The sequence below is a fragment of the Paenibacillus sp. FA6 genome, assembly GCF_051550225.1.
In the GTDB taxonomy this organism is placed as follows: domain Bacteria; phylum Bacillota; class Bacilli; order Paenibacillales; family Paenibacillaceae; genus Paenibacillus_AQ.
In genome coordinates, this window is record NZ_CP188820.1 from 4,048,774 (window position 1) to 4,074,833 (window position 26,060).

The following is a 26,060-nucleotide window of genomic DNA, read 5'->3' on the forward strand; positions in this document are numbered from 1 at the left end:
AGAAAACGAATAGTGCATATCACAAAATTAGTTCTTAGTATTAGGTATCAACCCACGCGTAGGCTCAAGCTTATATAGCTTAGATTCGGCTCCCTTTAGAGATACTTTCAAGGAACTTTCCTCAACATTCGTTTGACCCGTCCACATGTCTGTTACTTTGTAGGATGACACTCCTTTACTTGTTATCCCAGCCCGTTCCAGATCGATTAGTCGCTCTACAGGCTCCTGGGTATAGTTGAAGACAGCAAGGTAATATACTCCCTTATCCTCGAGCATGAATACATCTGCCGCTTTCGTACCCGTATTGCCTTCTATAGCTCTAAATGCCTTGCCTTTGACAGCAAGTGCATTCACTTGTGGATTCGTTAACAGGCGTTCCATGTATTCCTGAGCCATCTCATCGGACACGTCATCGGAATTTAAATAGACGGTTCCCGAAATGACTGCCGCGTTGACCCGGGATTGTGCCCCCTCAAGAGAACCACCTTTGGTTAAGGTCATATAATCTGGATCGGTATAATGATAAATTGTCCCGTTCTGCCACCACCCGTAAGTCAGGTTGTTAAGCTGGTATTCCGTGCTATGGAGACTTCCGTCGATGTCGCATGAAATCCGCCGGCTGTGTGCATATTGGCTTGGGAAGAGGGGCGCAATGGAAGCACTGATGAACATAGTGCCGTCCAACACTTTATTCAAATCAGCCATGCCCTTATTATAAGCTTGGATTCCCGTCTGAACTTTCGTATCATAGTGCTTGCCCTCCAAAGCCCCATGGCTAAGGAAATCTACCTTGATATATTCGAAGCCTTCTTTTTTAAAACGATTCATGTAATAGTCCATCCGTTGCTTTACCCCAGGATGCGTGGGATCCACCGCATAGGCACCATCCAACGTCGGCAGGATTGCACCTTGTTGATTCCGGAGAACAATATCACCATAGGTGTACTTGCTATCCGTTCCCTCAACGATCTGTTCCAGATTGTCTCCCCAATACACGAACGGCGAATAGTATATCCCTGCCTTTTGTCCGTTATTGTTAATCAGCTTCACAAGATCGGTCAACTCCTGATCCGTCAAGTTATCCCAATAGGAGTCCAAATTAATGTACACAGCTCCGTCATTATCAAAGGACTTGTTCTGCAAGTTCTTCTTGAAATAATCTGAGACCGCTGCCACTTTATCAAAGGTAACATCGCTCTCAAGTGCTCCCCAGCTATTCCAACCGACCGGGACGCCCTTCGGGATCTTTTTACCGAAGGATAGCGGTGGTTTGATCGCCGCGTTCACTTCCCCGTATCCCTCTAGTCCATCCCGGTAATCCTTGTAGAATCCAACAAAGATTTTGGGTGAACTAATCTTATTGCCCTTCACTGCCCCATGAGAAATACTGTCATGCGTAGAAGTCGATGAAGTGAACCCTCCGTACACACGTAACTTGTTCAGTTTATTATCCGAACCGCTCCAATATATACCTGTCTTCCAGGTATCATGGGTCACCGAACCCACGACTAGTCCGTTGCGGCTTGTATTATCGTAAATTGCCGTCATCTCGGAACTGACATAATTGTCGTTATTAAGTCGCGTATTCATTGTTTTCGCTTGATATCTCGACCAGGCATCGTTATCGAATGGAGTAACGAGCACCCGATTATCGCCATAGCTTCCAAGATCGATGCCGCCTTTTGCCTCCATAACAATCGGTGCAATGTCAGCAGACGCAAAGGCTGAAGACTGTGAAGCAACGGTCTCTGTCAGTAAATAAGGCCCGTCCTTATAGATATAATAGATTTGGCTAAGCGTCGGTAGTCCTTTTTCCTCATTACGAACAGTTATCTTGATCCCTTTACCTGTCGCATCACTAAAGGAAACTAAGTCTTTCTTGCTGAATACATGCCGATTATAGTCCTTGCTCGCCACGACCCGGTCAAGCCCTATCTCACTGTATATCCCTTTCGCAACTGTTTTCTTTCCCCAATTGTACTGTGATAAGCCAGTAGAAGTATTGTACAACAGTTCATATGATGGATTGGAAATCTTAAAGCCTTTCTTGTACTCTGTCAGCGTAATCGTTCCATACCGAGTAACCTGTACTTGTTTACCGAGATCTCCGATGTTACCATCATGACCTGATCCAACTTCACCGTCCGATTCAAAATGTAACTCGATTTTGTCGAAGTCGGGAGAATAGCTGCCTTGATCATCCATTAATATCGTGTTGCTTCCCTTTTTCAGGTACACTTGCTGTTCATAGGAACCAACCGTATTCCAGTCCACTGTTTTGGGGAAGTTAATCTGTTCCCCCTCCTCTCCATTCACAGAGATGGTAGCTGACCGCGAATCTCCTGAAATATAAGAGATCTTTAAGTTATAGACACCTTCACGATCCGCTGTAATTCCGTTAAACTGTAACGTTGAACCACCGTACACGTTACCCACCTTTTGTCCGCCTGAGCAGCTATCGCATTCCGAAATTCCGGCGTTCCCCGATAACTTATTGATTAATGCTTCAGCTTCATAAGCTAATGAACTCGATTGTGCTCCAACCTTTGCAGATGACTGCTCTGCGGCAGAAGCCATAGAATTTCCTAACAATGGCCAAATCACTACACAACACAACAGTATGATGAAAGATTTCCGGATGCTACGTTGTCGGATATACACAGAACTTTCCCCCCTTTTAGTTGCTATTTATGTTCAGTTTAAAAATCTTGGATTCCGCTGGTTCCAACTCTACCGTAAGTTCCTTCACAACCTCGCTGTTCGTGCCTTCCCACAGGTCAGATACGCTGTATTGCTGCGCAGGATCAAGTCCAGCACGTTCTAGAGATACCACTTTCCGAGCAGACTGCTTCCCATTCAAATTAAATACAGAGAGATAAGCGACAGTATTTTGGCCAGCAGGGATCAGTACGAATGCATCTGCACCCTTGTCGCCAAAATTCCCTTCAATCGGTCGGAACGTCTGTCCCAGGCGGGCAACATCCATAATATTCTGATTCGATAGCCAAGCTTTCGCACGCCAAGCCGCTTCCTCATTACCGAAATCATCACCCAACAGTAGAACCGTCCCCGCAATGACGGAAGCGCTCAGACGGCTTCGCCCTTCATTCCGCGTTGTGGAGTCCTGATTGAAGCTCTTGTACAATACGGAATGATCCGGATCGTTGAAGCGATACAACGTATTGTTCATCCACCAGCCATGCGTCAAGGAGTTTAATAGATACTCTGTATCCTCAATCGTCCCGAACACGTCACAAGAAATTCTACGGCTATGCGCATAGGCATATGGGAACAACGGTGCAATGGATAAGTTAATAAATACGGGTCTTCCCACCGCTTCCGGGGATAACTTATTCGATAAATAAGATAGCCCATAGTTATAAGCGGCAATTCCCGTCGTTATATTAGGATCATAATGCCTTCCTTCAAGCGCACCATGCGCCATGAAATCCAATTTAATGTATTCAAAGCCTTGCAAGATCATTTGGCTCGTGAACCAGTCGATTCGCTCAAGCGTTCCCGGATGTGTTGGATCGATCGCTAGTCCTCCAGCAATATCGGGTAGAATCTCCCCATCAGCATCCCGCAGTAGAATGTCGCTGTACGTATATTTACCGTTCGTACCTTCGACCGCTTCCGTAATCTGTGCAGGGCTTCCCCAGAAAGCAAATGGTGTCCAATACGTACCCGGCTTGTGACCATTCTTCCGCACGCTCTTCAGTGCATCCTTCATCTCGTCAGACGTTAGATTGTCCCAGAAAGCGTCAAAATTGATGTATAGCGTATCTTCATTCTGAAAACCAAGCGACTGTGCTTCCTTCTTCAAGAAATCACTCGTCGAGGTATATAGTTCATAACTCAATTCGCTCATCGCAGCAGACCAACTATTCCAGCCAAACGGAGCACCACCATCCCAGCTCAACGCAGCAGCAATGCGAGTATTCGCCCATCCGTATGCTTCAAGCCCTGCCCGATAATCTTCGTAGAATCCTACAAACACGAGTGGTGATTCAATACGAATTCCTGTCACATAACCATGCGGTTGAGAATCGCGCGTCATGAAGCTCGTTGCGCCACCGTACAATTCAAGCTCATCCAATTTCCCTGCCTGCTCGCCTTTAATCCGAATACCTGTTTTCCATACATCATGCGAGATGGATCCCAAGATGAATCCGCTCCGACTATGAGGATGATACAAAGCTGTAACTTCATAGCTTTCGGTTTCTAACGGCAACGGCTTCGCAACATAACGCACCCACTTGTCATTATCATAAGGAACCCGCAGTACATGAAGCTCATCTTCCGACTGCACATCTCGTTCCAATAACAATGTATTCGTATTGATAACCGCAATGCGGTTTACCTTCGTTTCTTCATCATAAATCACAACAACCTGGGTCAAAAAGAACGAGGTGTTCTCGTACATATAAAAATGCTGCTCTACATTAGGAAATTTGGACGATTCGTGCAAAATAACGACATGTAATCCTTTTCCGAAATGATCTTGGATTTCCTCAGGTTGTTCTCTCATAACATGGTGATCATGCATCCCCGTATGATATTCCCGACCCTTCCATCGAAATGCGCTGCGTATCTCTTTCAACGCGAACGAATTTCGATCGGTACAAGCATACTCGCCTTTTTCCAGATTCACTTCGATGTGCACTAGACCATTATCCACGTGAAGAAGCGACTGAGACTCCACATTCACGCTCACGACATTTTCATGATTTACTTTCATACATTTTGCCTCCTTGTCATTGCGTATCTTAATCTGCAGTGCTGCACAATTAATATTTATTCGCAGCTTGCTACTATTATAAGAGACTCAATAAAGCGCTTTCTATACAACAATGTTCCAATCTATGACGGGAAGTGACGTATCTTCTTTGCTGTAGACAGCTCGATTTCTATGAACCAATCGTACGTACCCTGAGCTTCTACAACAGCAACAGCCTTGTGCTCCATCGCATAGGACAGATCATCTAAGAAGCCAGTAGCTGGTTCGATTGCCACGTGATACTGCCCCTGATATCCCCCAGCATTAGCCCAGATCGATAAATAAGGTACCTTTTCTTTCGGAAAAATAATCGTCAACTGCTCTTCTGTAACTGGATCGTAGAGTGATGCCTTGCCTTCTGGTAACTCTCCTTGAAAATAATACTTTTCTGCCGTTCGTGCCGCAGCGGCTTCAACAAGGTTCAACCGCGTCTGCCCTTGGTCAGCAAAGGGGATCGGCCACTTCTGGATGTCCCCCATTTGGCCAAGCCGGCCATCTTGTGAATAAGAGACAACAATCGTATCTAGTTCACGAGGCACGATGATTTCCATACCTTCTTCGACTTGAAACAACGGATGTGCCGCCCATAAGAAAGAGAAGGGAAATGAACTGAGATTCTGAACGGAATAATCAATCCGTAATCGTTGTTCTTTCGTGAAAGAATAGGACTTCTTCAGATGATACGGCATTCTCACCCCATATACGTCACTACTGAGCTGCCCTTCATGTACTATGACATGCCAAGGAATCGACCACACCTCTCCATGATCAGGTAATTCCACACCTTGCCAAGGAAATGTTGGATAATGGCAGGCATTAATCGTTGGGAACATCTCATCCCAGCCGCTACCGTCATTATCTGCGAACGAACTCGCATACCCTTTGTTACCAAGGGGCTGATCCGTTCTAGATAACCATTCCCTTCCAGTCTTTAGATTTTTAAGTGAAATGACCTTACTTCCTAATTGAGGTGCAATCGTTAGTTGTATCATCGAGTTCGTGCCTGTCCATACCTCTTGATCGTCCATCTGATGTTGTTCCCAATGCAACATGGCTGTCTTCCCCTTTCTCTAGGTGGTTGTTCAAAAGGTCACCTTTTGAACTCGCACTCTAATGTAAAATATAAAAAATTCTCAAGAACACAGATTGACTGCATTCTTGAGAATAAATCATGCTAGGAGACGCCCTAAAATGCGAGCTTCAAATGGATCGTCGCCCCTTGATGGTTCGGCTCAAGTTCAAGCGCCAGCTGGAAGTTCTTCACCGCTTCGGCAGGATGTCCAAGACCCAAATGTCCAAGTCCCATCATATAATGACAATGAATATGATTCTTCTTATTTAAGTCCTCATCAAATACGAGGAAGTCTGGCAAGGATACCGCGAAATAATCAATTTTTTGACTCAAGAAAATATGTCCTTCTCCGTAGTCCACAAGCTTGTTAAATCGGCTGCGAGCCGCTTTCTCATCACCCAATTGACGTAATGCGACACCTTGATAGAAAATCATGTGCGGCGGTTGGTCATTATAATACATCGCACTTGTCGGTTCATCTAACCCTTGGGAAGCCTTAGTAAAGTATGCCGTCGCTTGTTCTTGTTCCCCAAGTTGTTGATGAGCCAGACCTAAATAATAGTTGATGTTATTCTCTTGGGCTCCAGGTAATTTCCCTTCATTGATATTCAACGGATATTGCTTCGCCGCGAGCAATTGCTCGATCGCTTCCTTCGCTTGACCTTCCTGAAGGAGTATCTTAGCCCATTCGACACGCGCTAACACGTATTGTGCTGGCACTTTACCTTCGCCACCTTCCCACGGATGGAAGTGACGATTCATAATCAACGCAATCGCTTCTTCATGACGGTTCAAAGCGTTGTGCAAAGTAATATACTCCAAGTACAAGTCATCACGGGTGATCACTAATTCCTTATGCTGTTCCAAAGTTGCTAAACGTTGTTCCGACGAGTAATTAAGTTTCTTGTACAGTTGATCCAACTCATAGAATACTCGAGCGTCTAATGTATTTAGAGTAAATGCCTTCTCTAGTGCCTCATGCGCTGCATCTGGATTATGCTGTTTATTGAAATAGGCTAAAGCCAAGTTACGATGTACCGTTGCAAACGTATCATTCAACGCCACAGATTTCTCCCAATAGGATACCGCTTCGCTATGTCGTTTCTTATCAAATAACAAGTTACCAAGATAATAAGGTGCCTTCGAATCGTTCTCATGTGTAGATGTCACATGCTTCAATACGATATAATCCTGAATTGAGTTCGGGAAGCAATACGAAGGATTCGCATCTTCCGCAAGATGATAATACGAATCGCACGCTACATCATCATGACATTTCATGTTGTAGTACCCTTGATAATAATGAATCATCGGATACACGTTGCCGCTTGTACGTTCCGCAATGCGACCTAATACATCCAATGCCTCTACATACTGTCCAGTTTCTGCGTAATCTTGTGCAAGCGCAATATAGTTGTGCGCATCATCGCGCATCAGGTTCACTAACGCTTGCTTCGCTTGATCGGCTTGTTCTCGATTGCCAGATTGCTCGTAGATGTAGATCAATTCATTTCTTGAACCGAATTCCATCGGATCTAAACGTGTCGTTTCCTGTGTAAGCTGCTCTGCTTCTGCTAGACGATCTAGCTTTCTCAGAATGACACTCTTCAGATTACGCGCTTTGTAATTTCGTTGTTGCATCGTAAGAGAACGGTCGATCAATTCAAGTGCTTCTTCATATTCCTGCTTCTCACTAGCAATTTGTGCGAGCGCATAGTATCCAGTAGCTTGCCATGCTGCAGACCAGACGGCTTTGTAGAATGTTGCGAACGCTTCTTCCAGACGACCTTGCCATTTCAATGCTTTCCCCAAGTTGTAGTATGGCTCACTGTCATAAGGTCTTGCATTGTGACGAGTCATTGTCTCAATCGCTTTTCTGAAATACACTTCACTTTGTTCCAACAACCCTCTACGCAGCAAAAGTAATCCGTAAGCATTATTCAGACGAATATCGTCCGGGTCGCGTTTCAGTCCTTCCAGATAATAAGCATCCGGCTCATACGTTGCATGACGGTATTGCTCAAGATGAAGACCCGCCAAATACAATGCTTCTGTATTCTTCAATTCTTCCGGTGCATCAATCGCTTTCGCTGGATCTGGTGTTTGTTCAATCTTCTTCGGTCTCGGCTGATACGAGATCAGCTCCCTACCGCTTGCCGTTAAGACCACCAGCATTAAATCTTCTTCTAGATCAATGTTATCGATCGTAAGTTCAATCGAGAATGTATCGACAGGAGAAATGGTTAATGTCTTGTCAAGATACGTTTGACGAGCACTTTTAAGAATGACATGCGCATTCTCGAATACCGAAGTTGCATAGACATGCACTGTAGCTTGCTGACCCGTAACTTCTAGATTCACAGCTGCATCAATAGAAGCATTCTTCACCATACCCACTTGCTTGTACGGCATGAAATATTGCTTGAAGCTCTTCTCTTCATACGGTTGAAGCCATGTGAAATCCGGTTGGTTATCTGTATAGACACCTGTCATTAACTCGATGTAAGGTCCATCTTCATCCGTCAGATTGCGATCCCATGCTTGACCAAATTCCCCATGCCCCCATGTCCATTGCTTCTTACCCGGGGAGACATGTTTGTTCGCAATATGCAGAAGACCTGCCTGGACATTATTATCATAGCCGCCAATAAAATTATAATCTGAATGATAGGCCATATAGGATGTCGGTACAGGAATATTATTGTATTTCGAAATATCGACGCCTTCTGAGTAGTCCATCTTGTAGTACGTTCCAGTTGCAATCGGGAATTTGGACACATCTCGTTTCCCGTGATCGAATACGGCATGGACATCTGGAGGAAATACCGATTGGCTATGATCATTGGCAGCCAACGCAGGATTCGCCCACCATAGGAACGTCTGAGGCTCCGAAGTACGGTTATACATTTGTGCATGAACTTCTAAATAAGCTTTGCCTGGAAATAAAGTGAAGCCTGTCGTTACTTTCGTACCATACATCCGATCGATCTCGCCCACCCATACCGTTTTACTGCCATCATCATTGGCTTCGATGCTGTACTCGACAGGTCCATACGTATTCGGACGGTGATGCTGTGGCCAGTTAAACTCAATCCCACCAGAAATCCATGGTCCTATTAGACCTACTAATGCCGGTTTGATGACTTGATTGTGGTATACGAAATCATAGTTATTCGTCTTATCAATCGCTCGATAAATCCGCCCACCGATTTGCGGCATCATTTGAATTTGAACATATTCATTCTCTAAGAACACCATTTGATAAGGTTTCATAACCTTATCATCAGAAATTTTATCGATAACCGGATGTGGATAGACACGACCTGAACTACCTTGATAGACCCGTTTCTCCAAGAACATCGGATTCTTGTCTGGTTCACCCACTTCATACGTAGGTATTTCAATCGTTTCTTCCCATACTTTCACTTCTGTTTGTTGTGTCAACATAACTCATCCTTTCAGATCCAAGATGTATTTGCTATATCCTTATCTTACGGATTTACAACTCGAATCTCCATTGACGATGTAATGATCATGATGGATTATCTGATGATTTATCTCGCATTTCTCATTTGACAAGGCTTCTCCCAGCTATCATAGTATGGTTATGGATCATATAAAGAAAACAGACGGCTTCATGTCGCAAAAGTTAATCGTTCTTCCAGAACATATCATCGCTGAATACGCTACTCATCCGCTCATCCGTTCGCTGTATATAACAGATATTGGCTTCTTTCCCCATGCGCTTCATCACTATCGGGAACGTCCCACGGGTAGTGCTGCCCATATCGTCATGTACTGTATTGCAGGTGAAGGCTGGGTTAGCCTCAATGGTCATAAGAGACAGATCATGCAGAAAGGTTCCGTAATGGTGATTCCTGCACATATGCCCCATGAATACGCCTCTTCGGAGACGCATCCATGGACTATCTATTGGTTTCATATGAAAGGAGAGAACGCAGCTTCCTTCTTTGAAGACATCGATCAACACGCAACGCCTACGCTTGTTTCCGTTGAGAAATCAGCCCAAGTTATCGAGCTCTTCCATGAATGTTATGATATCCTGCAGAAAGGATACTCGTTAAACCGCATTATTTACGTCTCACAATTGGCTTGCCATCTCGCAGCCCTCATTCGATTCTCCCAACAACAGCCTAATGTGGCATGGAATCAGGAGAAGAAACACGATATTGAACTGTCGCTCCAGTTCATGACCGAACACTTAGAGATGAATATCTCCCTACAACAATTAGCGGACCAAGCGAATCTATCGGTTCCGCATTATACGCATGTATTTAAAAAAACGACTGGCTACTCCCCGATCGATTACTACTTGCGACTCAAGATACAACTAGCCTGCCAGCATCTTGACCTAACGAATCAGAGCATCAAGGAAATCAGCATTCACCTGGGATTTCAAGATCCTTACTACTTCTCACGCCTCTTCAAAAAAATAATGGGGAAGTCCCCTTCCGAGTATCGCAATACGCGGAAGGGCTGACTCCCCTCTATTCTTACACTTCTCACAGAAATGCCTCTGGCATCCTTATAAGGACGCCGGAGGCATTTCTACTTGCTCGCTTATTCTTGTTCTTGAATGTGGCACATTAGACTATCGAAATCGCCACGCAATGGCAGTTCAACCCCAATATTCATCAAGGCCTTTCCTGTCCATGCTTCTGAAAGCTCCTTGATCATATACGTCTTATTCGGGTCTAATCCCTGCAAACGTAGACGCGGGAGCGGTTCACCTAAGTGTTGCGAGTGAAGGAAGGCGAATACTACGGTCTCCGATGCTTCCTTATTCACATACTGCACCGCCATAACCCCTTGCCGCTTCAGTGCATCTAGACGGTATTGCTGACCATACTGCACCAATGGACGGATCTCTTTATACTGTTGAACGAAGCCTGCTGACTCTTCAATCAACTCGTCGCTCCATTCATTCAAGTTCGATCCAATCCCAAGCGTCCCCATCATTGCGCTATGGAAGCGATATTTCAAGGAAGTAACACGTTTGTTCATCCCGCTGACAGCTTCCGTTACCCAACAGGTCATCATCTTCGGTGCATAGACATAAGAGAATCCTTCTTGAATACTTAGACGGTCAAATGCATCCGTATTGTCGCTCGGCCACGTCTGATCTGCATAACGAAGAATACCTAAGTCAATCCGTGAACCACCGCCTGCGCAAGTCTCAAATGCAACATGCGGGAATCGTTCCCGAAGTTCAGCCCATATTTCATATAAGGTCTGGGCATGTCGAATCCAAACTTCCTTCTGGCGATTCAACGGGTGATCTTTCATTCCCGGTTGTGTAACAGTCCGGTTCATATCCCATTTAATAAATGTAATATCATGCTTCGATAAGAGATCAATCATGAATTCAAGAATATAGTTCTTCACTTCCGGCTTAGATATATTCAGCAATAGTTGATTGCGTAATTCTGTCCGTCCGCGTGTAGGGAAATGATAGACCCAATCCGGGTGCTGACGATACAAGTCACTATCTGGGTTAACCGATTCCGGCTCTACCCAAATCCCGAACTCCATCCCAAGATCATGTACTTTATTAATTAATTCGTTCAAGCCATTCGGGAACTTCTCCTCATTCACGATCCAGTCGCCTAGACCTGCCCGATCATGATTTCGTCCCCCGAACCAACCATCATCAACAACGAATAGCTCTACGCCCAATTTAGCAGCACGTTCAGCTAACGCCATCTGATCTTTCGCATTCACATCGAAGTAAGTAGCTTCCCATGAATTATAAAGTACCTTTCTTGCTTCTTGATTCGGAATAACATAATCGTATTGGTATTGATGAAGATGGCGACTCATGTCTCCAAATCCACCCGCAGTGTAGCCTCCAACAAACTCAGGTGTTTCGAAGCTTTCACCTGCTCCTAATGTCCATTCACTATCAAAGTCGTTGATTCCACCGGTAACTTTCACTTGATTGAATGCCGTCTTCTCCGCTGTAATCTTCCAGTTACCACTCCAAGCTAGAGCACCGAACCATACATTTCCACTCTCTTCAGTAGCATATCCATTATCGATCGCGAACCAAGGGTTCGCATGGCCGTCTGTGAATCCTCTTCTGGATTCCAGCACTTTCTTCCCTTCGGATAATACGGTATTACGAAGTTGGAATTCGCCCGACCATTTCCCGGTCACATGCGTCAATCGATAATCTTGTAAATATGGAATAGGCCACGCTGCCGATTGCACATTTTCTAAGATGACATCATGTGTACCCGTATTCACGATTGTCGCAGAGCGCACGATCAAGTCAAACTCGGGAATCACTTTATAAGATAATTGTGTTTCTAACGGATATGCCTCATCTTGTAACGTAATGACTAGCGTTTCTTGTCCCTCTTGCTCCGTGATGCGATGCTCTACATACTTCATGGATAGGTCCCGCACACCGTCGTGCATCGTTACCTTGAGAGACGGTTCGGTATAGACAAGATCCCCCCAGAAGCTGTACTCTTCCATTTCTCGCTCTACTTCCGCATCGAAAGAGCTATGCGACCAAGAACGGAGCAGTGGAAGGCAATCTTCCAGTTCCATGGAAGCTCCCCAATACAGATGCTGGAGGCTTCCTTTCTCATTTAAACCAAATACATAGGACGTTTGCTTCGTTTGTATGGCGAAGACTCGATGTTGCTTGTTATATTGTATTATCAATGTAATCACCTACTTGTTTGTTTTATTTCCACAATTCCAGACGTTGTTTATAGTTCTCGTTATAGAGTTTTTCTAGCTTAGGAAGGCCTGCTGCATCTGATTCCTTGATCATTTGATTGTACATTTCTGTTACTTGTTGTTCCGAAGGTGCTAGGGCCATTTTCAAGTAATATTTGTTCACGATTTCGTTAACCTTTTGTTCCATGATCGCTTCAGATGTACCCCCAGCAGGTCCTAGGTTATCGTATGGCGCTGTATCGTAAGCTGTATCTGCTAGATTCTTAATTGCTAAATCTGTTGTAGGATCGGTTTTGTAACGTCCGATCAAGTCATACGGCGTACCGTCAGATCCAGGGCCATTCTTGATCATCCATGTCCATTTACGAATACCAGTCGCTTTGGCAGTGGCATCCCAGTCTTTCGTGAACCCATCTAATACTTCTTGGCGCGGTACGTGTTTACCGTCTACCATATCCCAGTCCTTACCTTCAATTCCCCACATCATTAAATACTGACCTTCTTCACTCGCTAAGAAATCCAACATTTTGATGGTACGTACAGGGTCTTTATTCGTCTTAGAGATCGTTACGCCATCCCAGCCTAAGGAGCTCTTCGGACCATAAGTTGTTTGATCAGCAGAAATTCCAGGTGCAAGTACTTTATATTGATATAGCTGTCTTTCTTCTACGTTCGAACCTTCAGGAGCATCTGCCTTCAACAAAGTATTAGGCGCACCCACGTTCCATACTGCATTCCCTGTCGCAAAAACGTTGCCTGCTGCAACTTTTTGTTCATACTGTTTTGTTTTGAGTGTTGCCCACTCTTTATCCATAAGTCCTTTGTTATACAATGAGTTGATGTATTTCATCATTTCTAAATATCGAGGATCTCGAATATCTTTCTTCAGTTCGTCATTCTCTTCATAATACGTCTTCATCCCGAACATCCCTTTAAATGTCCATTGCGCACTCCCAATATCTTCCCCATTGAGTGTCATCGCAATAGAAGGTTTGCCATCAATTGTCGGATATTTTTCTTTGAATTTCACAAGCAAATCTTCGAACTCTTGTGCGGTGAAGGGCTCGCCGTTATTCACTTTTTCGCCTACATCCAGTTCTTTCATGATATCCATACGCATCAAGAACCCGAATACCGGATATTTCTCAAGACCATACCAGTTCGCTAAGTAATAATTTTTCCCATCCGTATGTCTCGTCTTTTGCAATGTATCACCGTACATCTTCTTAATGTTTGGACCATACTCATCAATCAGATCATTTAATGGAATAACAGCCCCTGATGCAATATATTTGTTCATGATATCGCTTCCACGATCTAGCATGAGAACATCAGGTAAATCACTGCTCGCTAGCATCAGATTCAATTTCTCTAATGGATTTCCTGTCGGTTGCTGAATCTCTACGGTGATCCCAGTTTTCTTCGTGATTTCTAGAGCAACCGGGTTAGTGAAAGCATCCCCCGTATTCTTATCGAACCACGTTAATTTAATTGGAGAGCTCTCATTCGATGTCTCCGATGTACTGCCTGGTGAGGATTCATTTGAAGTTGTTTTAGCGCCGCACCCAGCTAGCAAGGTCAGAACTAATGTCGCCGTAATAACTAAATTTAACTTCTTCATACCTTAACCCCTCTCTAAAGTTAGCAATAATGGTCGTGCGTTGTATCTAACTTTATTGTAAAAACCTTTGATCCAATAATCTATATCGCAATGTTATTATTCATAGTGGAAAACGTCTTTCATAGTGAATACAATTAGAAAAGCCTATTTCCTGAAGGCTAAGGAAATAGGTTTACCTGAAGGTTACTGTACTTCTTAGCTATACCGTTTGGGGATTCGTAAGGTAACGGAAGTCCCAATTCCGATCCGACTAAATACATCCACACCGTATTGCTCTCCATACATGAGTTGGATACGATCATTCACATTTTTGATCCCGTAGCCGGATAGATTATTTGCATTCAAAAAGGCATTCTCCACATTTCCTTGAGACATTCCGGCACCATCATCAATAATTTGGAACACAATATCTTCGCCATCCGCACGAAGCTTCACAATAATGTTAATCCCTGATTCATCACATATCGCATGATTAATACAGTTCTCGATAAATGGTTGAAGAATCAATTTGATTGTCGAATATTTAAACATTTCCTCATCTAGATCATAATGCATGTGCAACATCCCTCGGAACCGAATCTCCTGAATGGAAATATAGTTCTTCACCAATAGAATCTCTTGATTCACCAGAATGATACGTTTACCTTTATTCAATGAAATTCGATAATATTTAGCTAAGTGATTCACCATTTGATACACTTGCGTGCCGCCTTCCTTCAGCGCTAATGAGGAGATGGAGGCCAGCGTATTATACAAGAAATGCGGATTGATCTGAGCCTGCAACGTTGTCAATTCCGCTTCCTTCATGGATATTTCTTTCACATAGACATCCTCAATCAAATCCTGAATTTCAGACGCCATTTTATTAAAAGCGAATGACAGTTGTCCGATCTCATCGTGTCCCATGGGCTCTACGGAAACTTGAAAATCCCCTCGTTCCACCTTCCGAATGTGGAAGAGGAGCTTCTCGATCCGTTTAGTAATCACCTTCGTCGTCACATAGATAAGTAACATCGAAGCCGCTAATGCAATCATCGAAATCCAGAGAATTCGTGTTGTGGCTTTGTTCGTATTCGCTAATAGTTCATCATACGGCACCGTAATGACGGTCTTCCAACCATTATTCAGCTTCTTATACGTAAAAAATCTATCTTCACCATTCACCTGCTTGTCGAACTTCCCAAAGTTAGACTTGAGTTCCTCCTGAATAGGGAAGGTATCGTATAGGTTCTGGGACGATAAGTTATTATCGATAGACGTGATCACCCTACCGTTCTGATCAATGATATATACACTTTTATTATTATTCTCTTTCTCAATAAGAGAATAGACTTCAGCATCGCTGATCTGAATAACCAATATGCCATAAGGATGCGTCAGACTGAAGTAACTGAGTGATCGAACCAACGTAATCGTACCCTGATCTGTCTGTGCATACACGGTATCTCCAGCTGCCTCAATCGCAAGTTGTCTTAAGGCGACAGGCAGCTCTTCTGTATATCGGATATATTCTCCATCCGAATATAGCGTCTTATTATCCGTATAAATCGTGATACCCTGAACATTCGTGTTAAGTGTGAGCATCTCAGTGAATGTTCGATTAATATATTCAAAGGCATCTAGATAAAAGAATGCCTGCTCATAATTATTCGACAGATAATTTCGAAGCTGTGAATTCATATAGAGAATATTCGACAACTGATGATAGTAATCCAACCTATTTTCAATATTTGTATTGATCTGATTCAAGGTACCGCTCAAGCTTGCATAGGTCTGTTCAGTAATTTGATCCCTCGTAGAGGTGTAAGAATAATAAATTAGACCGAAAAACGGAATAATGGATATTAGAAAAATTAAAATAAACTTATTTCGAAGCTTTAAGTTTGTAATCCATTTTGACTTATGCACTAATACTCGCCAAAATCTCAATTTACTATTGGTTTTTTCGATATTCATTCGGAGTTACCCCTTGGCTCTTTAGAAATAGAGAGATAAAATATGATGTACTCTCATAACCTACCTTTTGTGCAATGTCTTGCACCTTTAGTGAAGCATCACCTAGCATCTTTTTTGCTTTCTCCAAGCGAATTTTGGTTAAATATTCATGAATTGTCACGCCTGTTTTTTCTTTAAAGATCGATCTCATATAATTCGGAGACAGGTAGACTTGGCTCGATAAACCCGTAATAGTAATTTGTTCATGGTACGTATGCTGAATAATTGATTTTATTTGATGCACCAATTTTTCGTTTCGATCCGTAAATCGGTCTTTCATCGAATCGATCATATGTGTCAAGATTTGTACAACAACTTCTTCAATTTCTTGGATCGTATTGCAATCATAAATAGAATGAAATAGTTCCCCGCGCGTTCCCGCTGAACCCATCTCTGTATTCTGATTACCAATTTGATCCTGAAGACGGTCTATGACATCCAACGCCCAATCATAAATATACTTTTTCCGTATGCGAAGTAGGTTTAGTCGCATGAAATACTCATGTACCACCAGAAAGACGTGTTCTTCTTCCAATTTCTTGACAGCTTCGAATAATTCACTCTCTGGAAATGGGGGTATCTGATCACTATCGAAATTCGCTTGGATATCCCCTGCGAAGATCACTTCGCCAAATCCGCTATAAAAAAGTTCCTCTAATACTTTCTTCGAATGATCATATAGCAGATGAATGTCCTGAAGTACATCGTACCTCTCACTCACAGCCAGTGTCACTGTAAAAGGCAATGATTGTTGATACGCTTGACCTATTTCGATCCAGAATGATCGATTGATACCTTCTTGGGTCGCGTCTATCAGAATCGCCATTTCACCTTCGCGAAGCGACACATCATTCCAATCGATCTGATATTCATTACAGAATTGACCCGTGAATACACGGAGTTGGTTCAATGCATCTTCAATAAACATCTCCCGCTCCTCTACATGGTCGTCAATACGGATGAGCACCATGGTGTATTGCGTTGGTTCCGTTCTTCGCTCCAATCGATGGAAGCTTTCGATTAGATTTTCTTTTCTTGTCTTATTCTTCTCGTAGATCAATTCCTTAAATATATTCGACTTCGTCACTCGTATCGATGTATTTTTGAGACGAACCTCTTCACACTTTTCTTTGACCTTTATCATCACACCAGCGATCTCATCAAGATCCAGCGGTTTCAACAAATAACCTACTGCGCCTACGTTCAAGGCTGTTTTCACATAAGTAAATTCATCATGTCCGGTTAGAAAGACAATCTTTATCCAATCAAACTGTGCCGTCACTTGCTTGGCTAATTCGATTCCATTCATCATCGGCATCTGAATATCCGTGAGAACGATGTCGGGTTGGATCACTTGTATTTTCTCCAAAGCGTCCTTGCCGTTGACTGCCGTCCCCACCACATAAATCCCCATCTCTTCCCAACGAATAATGTCGCGCATCATCTCTAATTCAATCTCTTCATCATCCACTAGAAATATGCTATATATGATAATCACTCCTTATCCGTCTCGTTCAACCTATTATACCGTTGTTATCCTAGGTTTCTGAACCCTTTACGAAATGAAAGTTATTTTCAAGCATCATTCGGAACATTGTCATATCGACATATGTTTTTTCAAAGTCTTATAATTTTGATATCACATGAACTGCGAGGTGTCACATATGCAATCTAACATGAACGTACACGATGGACGCGAGTTAAAGCTTCCTCGACGTAAGCTCTGGACGGTCTTTAAAGAGCAAAAGTATCTTTTCCTCATGATGCTGCCTGCATTAATTTGGGCTATTTTATTTGCATATACGCCCATGGTGGGTTTGTATATGTCCTTTGTCAATTACCAACCCACCCTTGGTGGATTCTGGACAACCTTGATTCACAGTGAATTTGTAGGGTTGGAATGGTTTAGATATTTCTTTACGAACGGTGACTTTCTAATCGTCATGCGGAATACACTGGCATCCACGATAATCACCTTATGCTTCTCATTCCCCATGCCGATTATTATCGCGATCGCAATCAACGAGATTAAGAACTTAGGGTTCAAGAAGACCGTACAGACCGCGTCTTACTTACCTTACTTTATCTCTTGGGTCATTGCTGCGAATATTATCGTAACCCTACTATCATCTGATGGTGCAATCAATGCAATCCTTAAATTTTTACATCTTACTGATGAGAGCATCTTATTCTTACAGAACGGGAAGTACTTCTGGTGGATTGTGGCCATCGGCAACACGTGGAAAGATATGGGGTACAGCTCCATCATGTACTTGGCAGCCATTTCAGCGATTAATCCTGAACTCTACGAAGCTGCAAAAGTAGATGGAGCCAATCGCTTCAAGCAAATCCGTTATATTACACTTCCTCACCTCAAACCAACGATCGTTATCCTGCTCATTCTTGCTTTGGGCGGAATATTAAATGCCGGATTTGACCAGCATTTCTTGCTGGGTAATGAGCTGACTAAAGAATATTCTGACGTACTATCGACGTATTCATTCCGCTACGGTATTCAGAACGGGATGTTCTCATATGCTTCTGCTGTAGGGATGTTCAGTTCAGTTGTAGCCTTCATCATCGTCTGCATTGTTAATTTCACAGCCAAAAGAGTTAACGGACAATCATTATTCTAGTCAACAAGGAGGGTCATGTATGAAAAGCAAAAAAAGTATTGCGGAATACATCTTTGATGCGTCGTTATATCTCTTTCTATCCGTCATCTTTATTGTCACATTCTATCCGTTCTGGAATATTCTCATCATTTCATTAAACGATGCTACCGATACCCTTCGGGGTGGATTATTCTTCTGGCCTCGTGATATTACCTTTGATAGTTATATAACGATCTTTCGCAATCCAGAAATTTGGAGCGCAATTCGCGTAACCTTATTACGTACCGTAATCGGTACATCGTTATCCATTTTCTGTATATCTATGCTCGCCTTCTCACTCAGTAAACGCAATTTACTAGGTTGGAGATTCTTCTCACTCTTCTTTGTATTTACTATGTATTTTGGTGGCGGACTTATTCCTACGTATATGGTTATCAAATCTCTTGGATTAATCGATTCCTTCTGGGTGTTCATTTTCCCAGGCATGATCGGTGTATTCTTAATGATTCTGGTTCGCACCTTTATTGAGCAGCTTCCAGGCGAGATTGAAGAATCCGCCAAAATTGACGGGGCCAATGACTTGGCAATCTTCTTCCGCATTATCATGCCGCTGTGTATTCCTGTTCTCGCCACCATTGGACTATTCCTTGCTATCGGGCACTGGAACTCCTGGTATGACTCCTATATTTATACCTACAAGCCAGAGTTAAAAACGTTACAAGCCTTTATGGTTAAAATATTGAATCAATTCCAAACCGCAGGCATGATGTCGGATGCACAACAGCTGTCGCAGGGTAATACGCGTGTTCCCGTATCCAGCGAAAGTATTCGTATGGCGGTTACGATGGTAGCAACACTTCCTATCGTGTTTGTCTATCCGTTCGTTCAGAAGTATTTTGTTAAAGGGATGATGATGGGCTCCATTAAGGGTTAAATCAGGACAACAAGTAGGAGTGATTCGAGGTCTATCATAGACCTGCGGATCACTCCTTTTTTTCTTACAATATTCGATATTCATTAATTTAAAAACAACTTCATAATCCGAAGACCTGTACCTGTGCTTCGATCATCCTTACGACTCGTATTTCTTATGGTAATGGTAATGTTCTTGCGCTCCTTCTGTATCGGAAACATCAGTATCACGGGACGATAAGCCATCGTGCACCAATCATCGAACAAATTCACCGGTTGGAATGCTCCATCGTCTAGGGCATATTCGAATATGCCCGTATCGGGTCCACATAATATACAGATGCCAGCGCTTTGTCCATCCACCGTGAATCTCAATGATGCTTCTGCTGCGGAGGTGAGAAGATGCTCGGTATCAAATCTCCAATTCATCAACGGTTCAGCCTCTAATTGACTGATTTGAAAGCCCTCGAAACTCTCAACTTCTCTAGCATCTCTCATTGTCGCAAAAGCATAGTTCGATTCTATCATCGGAGGCAGTTTGGGTATGGTTCGGTTCTTGGCGACGTCATTCCCAGGCTCAATTCCTTCAAGGAAAGCTGTAACATAATCTGCATACAGCGCATGCCCTTCATCATTCGGATGTATTCCATCTGAAGACAACGCTTCCCAACGCGTATGACCAGTACGAATCAAATCATATATCTCCGCAGCAAAACTTATAGAAGGAATGTCATAATAGCTCGCTACCTCTTCATGAACAGCAATGTTAAAAGGAACAGCCCCTGATAAATTCTTATCTGCAGCTGTATAGAGAAAACAAATATCCGTGTGTGGGGATAACCTTTGACATTGCCGAACGATCCCCTCCATCCCACGAATGGATTCATCTCGATCGGTATCATCGTTCACACTGAATTCAACGAATAATAAATCAATCGCTCCTTTTTGCAATACATGTTCTTGCAATCTGTGCGCTCCAAAAGTAGAATTCGTACCGCCGACACCTGCATTGATGCATGTAGCCCGATCTTCGCCAAGCCGTTCCTTCAAGTATTTCTCCGTCAATGCTCTCCAGCTCGTTACATCCGCGTCTGAAGCCCCAGCACCTTCCGTAATCGAACCTCCGAGAAATGCAACGATAGGTTCATGATCAAGCATTTTTCTTTGAAAATGGGGCAACCCCCTGCGCATTTGAAGTCGCTTTTCCCTGTGAATCTCCATCTGTACATCTCCTTCCTATACATAACGGTAAGTGACTTCGACCCATACAGGTAGATGCGCTTAAATGTATACCTAAGCATTTACCAAGCGAATCGTCTCTCCAACAACCGTATCCACCGTAATTACGCTACCATTTAGCATGAGTTCTTCTTGTCCCCGAATACATTTCACACCATTACTCCAAGGGTTATAGAATTGAAGCTGTGAGCCCGCTTCGCTATAAACCTCCATCCACTCGATTTCCCCAGCTGATGCTCGTGCACTGACGAGAAATCCCCCTACGGCACGAAGCGTGGAGAATTCTGCCTCCTCCTCCACAGACCAGTTTGGAAACAAGCGAATAATCCCATTATAACTCTGCATCAAGCATTCATTCACTACAGCCGGTAGAGCAAAATTCTCAAACCAAATACCCATCGGACCCATATAATCAAAGTCCGTAGTATCGGCGTATCTTCCGCCAGACTCTAATAATTTATCCGTACATGTTCCGTTCGGAAGCATACAATAAGCAATTTGACGTTTGAATCGTCCTAGATCCAGCTGACCTAACCTTGCTCCTGCCATATGATAGAATACGAGCTCATTGCCACCCTCATTGCGATGATTACGATAGGAATTTACCGCAATCTCATACAACTCGGGAGTAGAATGTAATCCGTGCTCTTCGCCAGGAAATACGGTTGAAATCCCGTTCGGCACATTGTATACAACTTCGGGATCCTCTCCTTCGACGGAAATAAATACTGTTCCTCGCTTCGATTCCGCTGTCGGATAGTCCGGGAACTTATCGAGAATAACTCTGACCTCTTCCAGCAGTTCCCGCTCCTCTTCATGACACTCTAAGTCAGTACACGCTTGTTTAAATGCGTGGAACAAGAACTTCGTCAAAGTTAAATCGACGATGCAATCCTTGTTCTTCGCAAACCCAGGGGTAAGTTCGTACAACTCGGGAACGACCGTCGGATAAATATGATATCGATCATCGTCCCATCCCTCTCCGTACGCATCCGGACGTTGCATATAGTCCACCATAAATAGCACAGCTTCTTTCATCGGTCCATAGGCACGGTCTTTCAAAAATGTACGATCCATCGTGTATCGATAATGCCACCAGAGACTTTGCACCGTCCAAGGCGTCTCGCACACTTCCCAGCCCCAGTGAGGCACAGGATAAGGCATCATGTTCATCTTTACGGGATAGGCTGAATGCGGATAATATGCTCCACGCAGCCCGTAATATTCCTTCGCCCATTTCTGACTGACCGGCAAAACATGATCAACCATATTAACATAAGCAAGATGCTTATCGACATGATTACTAGAAAAGCAGAGCCAGAACGGTTGTTGCGTATTATAATTCATATGATAATCGCCATGCCATTCTGCACCGATCTTGCCGTAGCTCCAATTCGCGAACAGCCCCGGACATGTTGCTTCTGGCTTCACCGAACAGTTAAAGAAATATAAGTTCCGGTACCAGACTTCTTCCAAGAACTGATCCGCTAATGCCACACCAGAACGAGACCAGAATACTTTCCATGACGCCTCTGCTATATCGAATCGTTCAGCAAAAATCATTTGCGTAGGAGAATCGATGAGCTTAGACACCTGCGGAACTTCCGTGTTCATCCCCTCATTCAACTCCACCGAAATTACGAATCCGGGTTCTAAACCTAATCTAGCCTCTAAGTCGTGCGCACCCTCTTCCATGGAAATATGTTGTGATATACGTGCTGATAGTCGAAATGCACGATCCTCCGGATGTCCATGTCGCATCTCCTCTTCGTTACAGGAATGCGAAAGAGTCTGACGGAAAGACAACTGCTTGTTCCCCGAATCCACGGATCCCTGTAGGGTTGGCAATTCCATTGGCGTCTGCGGATCTGGAATCAGCTTCACCCGATGGAAAATATTCGCCGTGGACGCAGACGAATCACTATCCTTCATAGCCAGATGCAGACGATCTTCTTCCTGATCCACAAACACTTGCAGCGTTCTTCTTTCTCCTTCCACGAGGAAATCTATCTCACATAGACCCTGTTGGATATGTAATGTATGTCCAAGTACCTCCGTCGTTCTCCGGTCAAATCCTAGCAGTAACGAACCGCACGGCATCGGACGAGGGAATGGATAACTATAATTCTCACTTGTGACCTTGACATAATCACGGTACCACGGCTCATCGCTAAGCGATTCATAATGCTCTGGGATCTCCTTCAGTCGTGCAAATATTTGTTCAAACGTACCAATTTCATCTTGATTGTTCTCTGCAATTCGAATATCCCAGACATTGTTATGACCGAAATGAATGACTACCGCGTCCGGACGTGTCGTCACGACAGCCCCTAAACCTCCATTACCTAATAAAGCACCTTCAAAAAAACTTACAGCCGGCCGAACATACGTTAGTGCATGCTTACGTGCTTGTTCCCATGTATTCAAAAGGACAACCTCCCCTTACTTCACCTTAGTCGTTGAAACAACATTCGCTCCCACTTCACACGTGGGAGCGGACAGTTATCTTTTATTTGTTGAACGTTGTATCATAGGCCTTCTGCATAATTTCGAGATAACGGCTGACTTTTAATTGATCCAGCCCCTTCACATAACTATCCCAATCCTTATCCAGATCTTTGTTACCAGTAACAAATTGAAGCGTATTTTGTTCAATATAGCTCTTAATATTGGTCTGCAGCATGCTCGCCTCATCCGTCTCCGTTGGGTCCATCCAGACCGCCCAGTACGGGAACAATTCCTTCGGCTCATTACCTTCATATAATAATGTCGCATCATATAATCTGCGTTCATAGCCATCTGGTGAATAAATATCTTTCGCAGAAACATAGCTGTCCCGATATTCTCTCGTCATGTAGAAATGCCCCATACCGCTCCATGCATAGTTCTTTGGCCCTTTTCCTTCCTCATACGTAATGGAAGCGACTTCCGGTGTTACACCTTGACCTAGCGCTTCCTCGCCCGCTTCCGGCTTTCTCCAACCTTCACCTTCTTGACCTGCTAAGCCAATCGTTTGTCCTTCTGCCGTGAACATGAAGTCAACCATTTTAATCAAAGCAATTTGAGCTTCTTTACTAGCTTTATTCGTAATGACGAATTTTGCACCTGGTGCAATCCCGCTACCATTATGCGTTGCATATGAAGCATTCGGACCCGTTAACGGCGGCAATGGATTATAATTCTGGGTACGCTCCGTCACGAAGATCGCTGGATGCATGCCCGCACCAGCCCCAAGGATTTCAGCGTCAGCATTATCCCCAATTTTCTTGAATGCTTCCGCATTTTGCGTAAAGGCTCCGGAATCGATTAGTCCCTCATCGTACAGAGACTTGATGTAGGTAAGCCCATCTTTCCATTCTGGCTTATTCGCCACTGTATCGACTTTCTCGTTCGTGAGTTGCAAGTAATTGTTATCGTCATCATAGATGAACCCATTCATTAAGTATGGAATGATACGAACGCCGAAGTCCTCTGTAGAACCACTAAGCGGTACTTCATCGGCTTTGCCGTTGCCGTTCGGATCGTTATTTTTGAATGCTTCCAGTACTTTTTTGAACTCATCCGTCGTTGTAGGCATATCCAGCTTGAGCTCTTCAAGCCACTTGGTATTCAACCACATTTTGTTCGGGTAGGAGCAGTGGAAACATTCGCTATACGCGACTAGACCATAGATATTACCATCTGGGGCAGTCACGAAGCTTCGTAAGGACTCGTTCGATTCAATTGCCGCTTTGATGTTCGGACCATATTGGTCGATCAAATCATTTAATGGGATGATCACCCCTTGCTTCCCATATTTTAAAACATCAGCTTGCGAGAATTGATCGATATAGCCTGTCAACATATAAGAATCCGGATAATCACCGCTAGCAAGTGAGATTTGACGTTTTTCTTTTGCACCATCCGTCGGAATGATCTGCCAGTTGAACTTCGCATTGAATTTACTTTCTAGCAATTTCGAGAAACCATTGGTGTTCAAGTCAATTCCCGATTCTTGCTGGGCAAAGACACTGATTTCTACTGGATTCTCTCCTCCTGCTTGACTTGGATCCGCGGAAGTACCCGCATTAGCCCCCTCATTCTTTTGCCCACATGCAGCAAGCAACAAACTCACAACCATAACTAGACTCAATAAACTAACAACTCTCTTTTTCACATTTAACCTCTCCTTTGTAATGATATATTGTGAATCCTATGCCTCGATGCAACAATCAGCCTTTGACAGAACCGACCAGCATCCCTTGTACGAAATAGCGCTGTACGAAAGGATAAATACATAGCACAGGTAATGTTGCTACAACAATCAATGAATATTTCAACAAATCAGCCATTTGCTGCTTCTCAACCATCTGCATCGCATCGACCGCACCTGATCCGTTGTTAAGAATAATAATGCTTCGAAGAATCAGTTGCAGTGGGAATAAGCGATCTGACTTCAGATAGATAAGCGCATCAAAGTATGCATTCCATTGTCCGACCGCATACATCAAGAATAGTACTGCAATAATCGGTTTGGACAGTGGAATCACCACACTCCACATGAAGCGTAGATCACGACAACCATCTAATTCACTAGCCTCAACCAATTCATCTGGAATGGAGCTTTGAAAGAAGGATCTCGCAATAATGACTTGCCATACCCAGATAGCATTCGGAATGAGTAGCGCCCAGCGTGTATCGATCATGCCCATCTGTTTAACAACCAAGTAGGTTGGAATCAATCCCCCGCCGAACAGCATAGTGAATGTAATGATCATCATGATGATACTTCTGCCATAAAAGGTTTTGCGGGACAATGGATAGGCAATCATAATGGTCAGCGTTACACTAATGAGCGTCCCTGCAAAAGTATAGAACAGCGAATTCGCATATCCTACCATAATCTGCGGATCCTGAAATAGTGTTGTATAGCCCTTGAATGAAATATCAACAGGCCACAACCAGACCTTCCCAGACGATACCGCCGCAGGACTGCTGATCGAACTACTCAAGATATAAATGAGTGGATACAAGACGACGACGAGTACAAGTGTCAGTACCACGTAGATCGCTCCCATAAACACTCGATCGCCGGCCGAATTTTTAATCGTATATTTCGTTGAAGTCATGTGAGCA

15 protein-coding genes are annotated in these 26,060 nt (G+C 43.6%); 3 read left to right on the forward strand and 12 right to left on the reverse strand.

Going from position 1 to position 26,060, the window contains the following annotated elements; genetic code table 11:
- Nucleotides 1–27: 27 nt before the first annotated feature.
- From ACP8HI_RS18695 to ACP8HI_RS18710, 4 genes are all read right to left on the reverse strand, one after another.
- On the reverse strand, nt 28–2,661 hold the full coding sequence (locus ACP8HI_RS18695) for a carbohydrate-binding protein (protein ID WP_438347685.1): 2,634 nt from the start codon (nt 2,659–2,661) through the stop codon (nt 28–30).
- A 16-nt stretch (nt 2,662–2,677) separates the two neighbouring features.
- A complete protein-coding gene (locus tag ACP8HI_RS18700) occupies nt 2,678–4,741 on the reverse strand; it encodes an alpha-galactosidase (RefSeq protein WP_438347686.1) in 2,064 nt (687 codons plus the stop codon).
- 122 nt (nt 4,742–4,863) lie between these two features.
- Nucleotides 4,864–5,832 carry a hypothetical protein gene (locus ACP8HI_RS18705; RefSeq protein WP_438347687.1) on the reverse strand — a complete coding sequence of 323 codons (969 nt, stop codon included), beginning with the start codon at nt 5,830–5,832 and terminating at the stop codon, nt 4,864–4,866.
- Nucleotides 5,833–5,966: 134 nt separating this feature from the next.
- Nucleotides 5,967–9,299: a DUF5107 domain-containing protein gene (locus tag ACP8HI_RS18710; RefSeq protein ID WP_438347688.1), complete on the reverse strand. Its 3,333-nt coding sequence runs from the start codon at nt 9,297–9,299 to the stop codon at nt 5,967–5,969.
- A gap of 160 nt (nt 9,300–9,459) precedes the next feature.
- On the opposite strand from ACP8HI_RS18710, the gene ACP8HI_RS18715 reads away from it, so the two are divergent.
- Nucleotides 9,460–10,353 (forward strand): AraC family transcriptional regulator, encoded by an 894-nt coding sequence (locus ACP8HI_RS18715; RefSeq protein ID WP_438347689.1) that lies wholly within the window; start codon nt 9,460–9,462, stop codon nt 10,351–10,353.
- A gap of 80 nt (nt 10,354–10,433) precedes the next feature.
- Here ACP8HI_RS18715 and ACP8HI_RS18720 read toward each other — a convergent pair whose 3' ends face one another.
- From ACP8HI_RS18720 to ACP8HI_RS18735, 4 genes are all read right to left on the reverse strand, one after another.
- Entirely contained in the window at nt 10,434–12,545 is a 2,112-nt protein-coding gene (locus tag ACP8HI_RS18720; protein WP_438351898.1) for an alpha-galactosidase, read from the reverse strand.
- A 22-nt stretch (nt 12,546–12,567) separates the two neighbouring features.
- Nucleotides 12,568–14,184 carry an ABC transporter substrate-binding protein gene (locus ACP8HI_RS18725; protein ID WP_438347690.1) on the reverse strand — a complete coding sequence of 539 codons (1,617 nt, stop codon included), beginning with the start codon at nt 14,182–14,184 and terminating at the stop codon, nt 12,568–12,570.
- A 195-nt stretch (nt 14,185–14,379) separates the two neighbouring features.
- The gene (locus ACP8HI_RS18730) at nt 14,380–16,140 is read right to left on the reverse strand and encodes a cache domain-containing sensor histidine kinase (protein WP_438347691.1); all 1,761 of its coding nucleotides are present in this window, start codon (nt 16,138–16,140) and stop codon (nt 14,380–14,382) included.
- On the reverse strand, nt 16,118–17,677 hold the full coding sequence (locus ACP8HI_RS18735) for a response regulator transcription factor (RefSeq protein WP_438347692.1): 1,560 nt from the start codon (nt 17,675–17,677) through the stop codon (nt 16,118–16,120). Before ACP8HI_RS18735 ends, ACP8HI_RS18730 begins: the two co-directional genes overlap by 23 nt.
- A gap of 166 nt (nt 17,678–17,843) precedes the next feature.
- Here ACP8HI_RS18735 and ACP8HI_RS18740 point away from each other — a divergent pair, with 166 nt between their 5' ends.
- On the forward strand, nt 17,844–18,815 hold the full coding sequence (locus tag ACP8HI_RS18740; protein WP_438347693.1) for an ABC transporter permease: 972 nt from the start codon (nt 17,844–17,846) through the stop codon (nt 18,813–18,815).
- Between the two features lie 19 nt (nt 18,816–18,834).
- The gene (locus ACP8HI_RS18745; protein WP_438347694.1) at nt 18,835–19,728 is read left to right on the forward strand and encodes a carbohydrate ABC transporter permease; all 894 of its coding nucleotides are present in this window, start codon (nt 18,835–18,837) and stop codon (nt 19,726–19,728) included.
- A gap of 83 nt (nt 19,729–19,811) precedes the next feature.
- On the opposite strand, the gene ACP8HI_RS18750 is transcribed toward ACP8HI_RS18745, so the two are convergent.
- From ACP8HI_RS18750 to ACP8HI_RS18765, 4 genes are all read right to left on the reverse strand, one after another.
- Nucleotides 19,812–20,927 carry an SGNH/GDSL hydrolase family protein gene (locus tag ACP8HI_RS18750; protein WP_438347695.1) on the reverse strand — a complete coding sequence of 372 codons (1,116 nt, stop codon included), beginning with the start codon at nt 20,925–20,927 and terminating at the stop codon, nt 19,812–19,814.
- A gap of 72 nt (nt 20,928–20,999) precedes the next feature.
- On the reverse strand, nt 21,000–23,372 hold the full coding sequence (locus ACP8HI_RS18755) for a glycosyl hydrolase family 95 catalytic domain-containing protein (protein ID WP_438347696.1): 2,373 nt from the start codon (nt 23,370–23,372) through the stop codon (nt 21,000–21,002).
- Between the two features lie 82 nt (nt 23,373–23,454).
- Nucleotides 23,455–25,101: an extracellular solute-binding protein gene (locus ACP8HI_RS18760; RefSeq protein ID WP_438347697.1), complete on the reverse strand. Its 1,647-nt coding sequence runs from the start codon at nt 25,099–25,101 to the stop codon at nt 23,455–23,457.
- A 55-nt stretch (nt 25,102–25,156) separates the two neighbouring features.
- Complete coding sequence (locus ACP8HI_RS18765; protein WP_438347698.1) at nt 25,157–26,053, reverse strand: carbohydrate ABC transporter permease; 897 nt, start codon at nt 26,051–26,053, stop codon at nt 25,157–25,159.
- Nucleotides 26,054–26,060 lie beyond the last annotated feature (7 nt).

Bases quoted from the DNA above. Each gene is read 5' to 3' on its own strand.
- ACP8HI_RS18700 (WP_438347686.1), bottom strand. From the start codon at position 4,741: ATGAAAGTAAATCATGAAAATGTCGTGAGCGTGAATGTGGAGTCTCAG.
- ACP8HI_RS18705 (WP_438347687.1), bottom strand. From the start codon at position 5,832: ATGTTGCATTGGGAACAACATCAGATGGACGATCAAGAGGTATGGACA.
- ACP8HI_RS18710 (WP_438347688.1), bottom strand. From the start codon at position 9,299: ATGTTGACACAACAAACAGAAGTGAAAGTATGGGAAGAAACGATTGAA.
- ACP8HI_RS18715 (WP_438347689.1), top strand. From the start codon at position 9,460: ATGGATCATATAAAGAAAACAGACGGCTTCATGTCGCAAAAGTTAATC.
- ACP8HI_RS18725 (WP_438347690.1), bottom strand. From the start codon at position 14,184: ATGAAGAAGTTAAATTTAGTTATTACGGCGACATTAGTTCTGACCTTG.
- ACP8HI_RS18730 (WP_438347691.1), bottom strand. From the start codon at position 16,140: ATGAATATCGAAAAAACCAATAGTAAATTGAGATTTTGGCGAGTATTA.
- ACP8HI_RS18740 (WP_438347693.1), top strand. From the start codon at position 17,844: ATGCAATCTAACATGAACGTACACGATGGACGCGAGTTAAAGCTTCCT.
- ACP8HI_RS18745 (WP_438347694.1), top strand. From the start codon at position 18,835: ATGAAAAGCAAAAAAAGTATTGCGGAATACATCTTTGATGCGTCGTTA.
- ACP8HI_RS18750 (WP_438347695.1), bottom strand. From the start codon at position 20,927: ATGGAGATTCACAGGGAAAAGCGACTTCAAATGCGCAGGGGGTTGCCC.
- ACP8HI_RS18765 (WP_438347698.1), bottom strand. From the start codon at position 26,053: ATGACTTCAACGAAATATACGATTAAAAATTCGGCCGGCGATCGAGTG.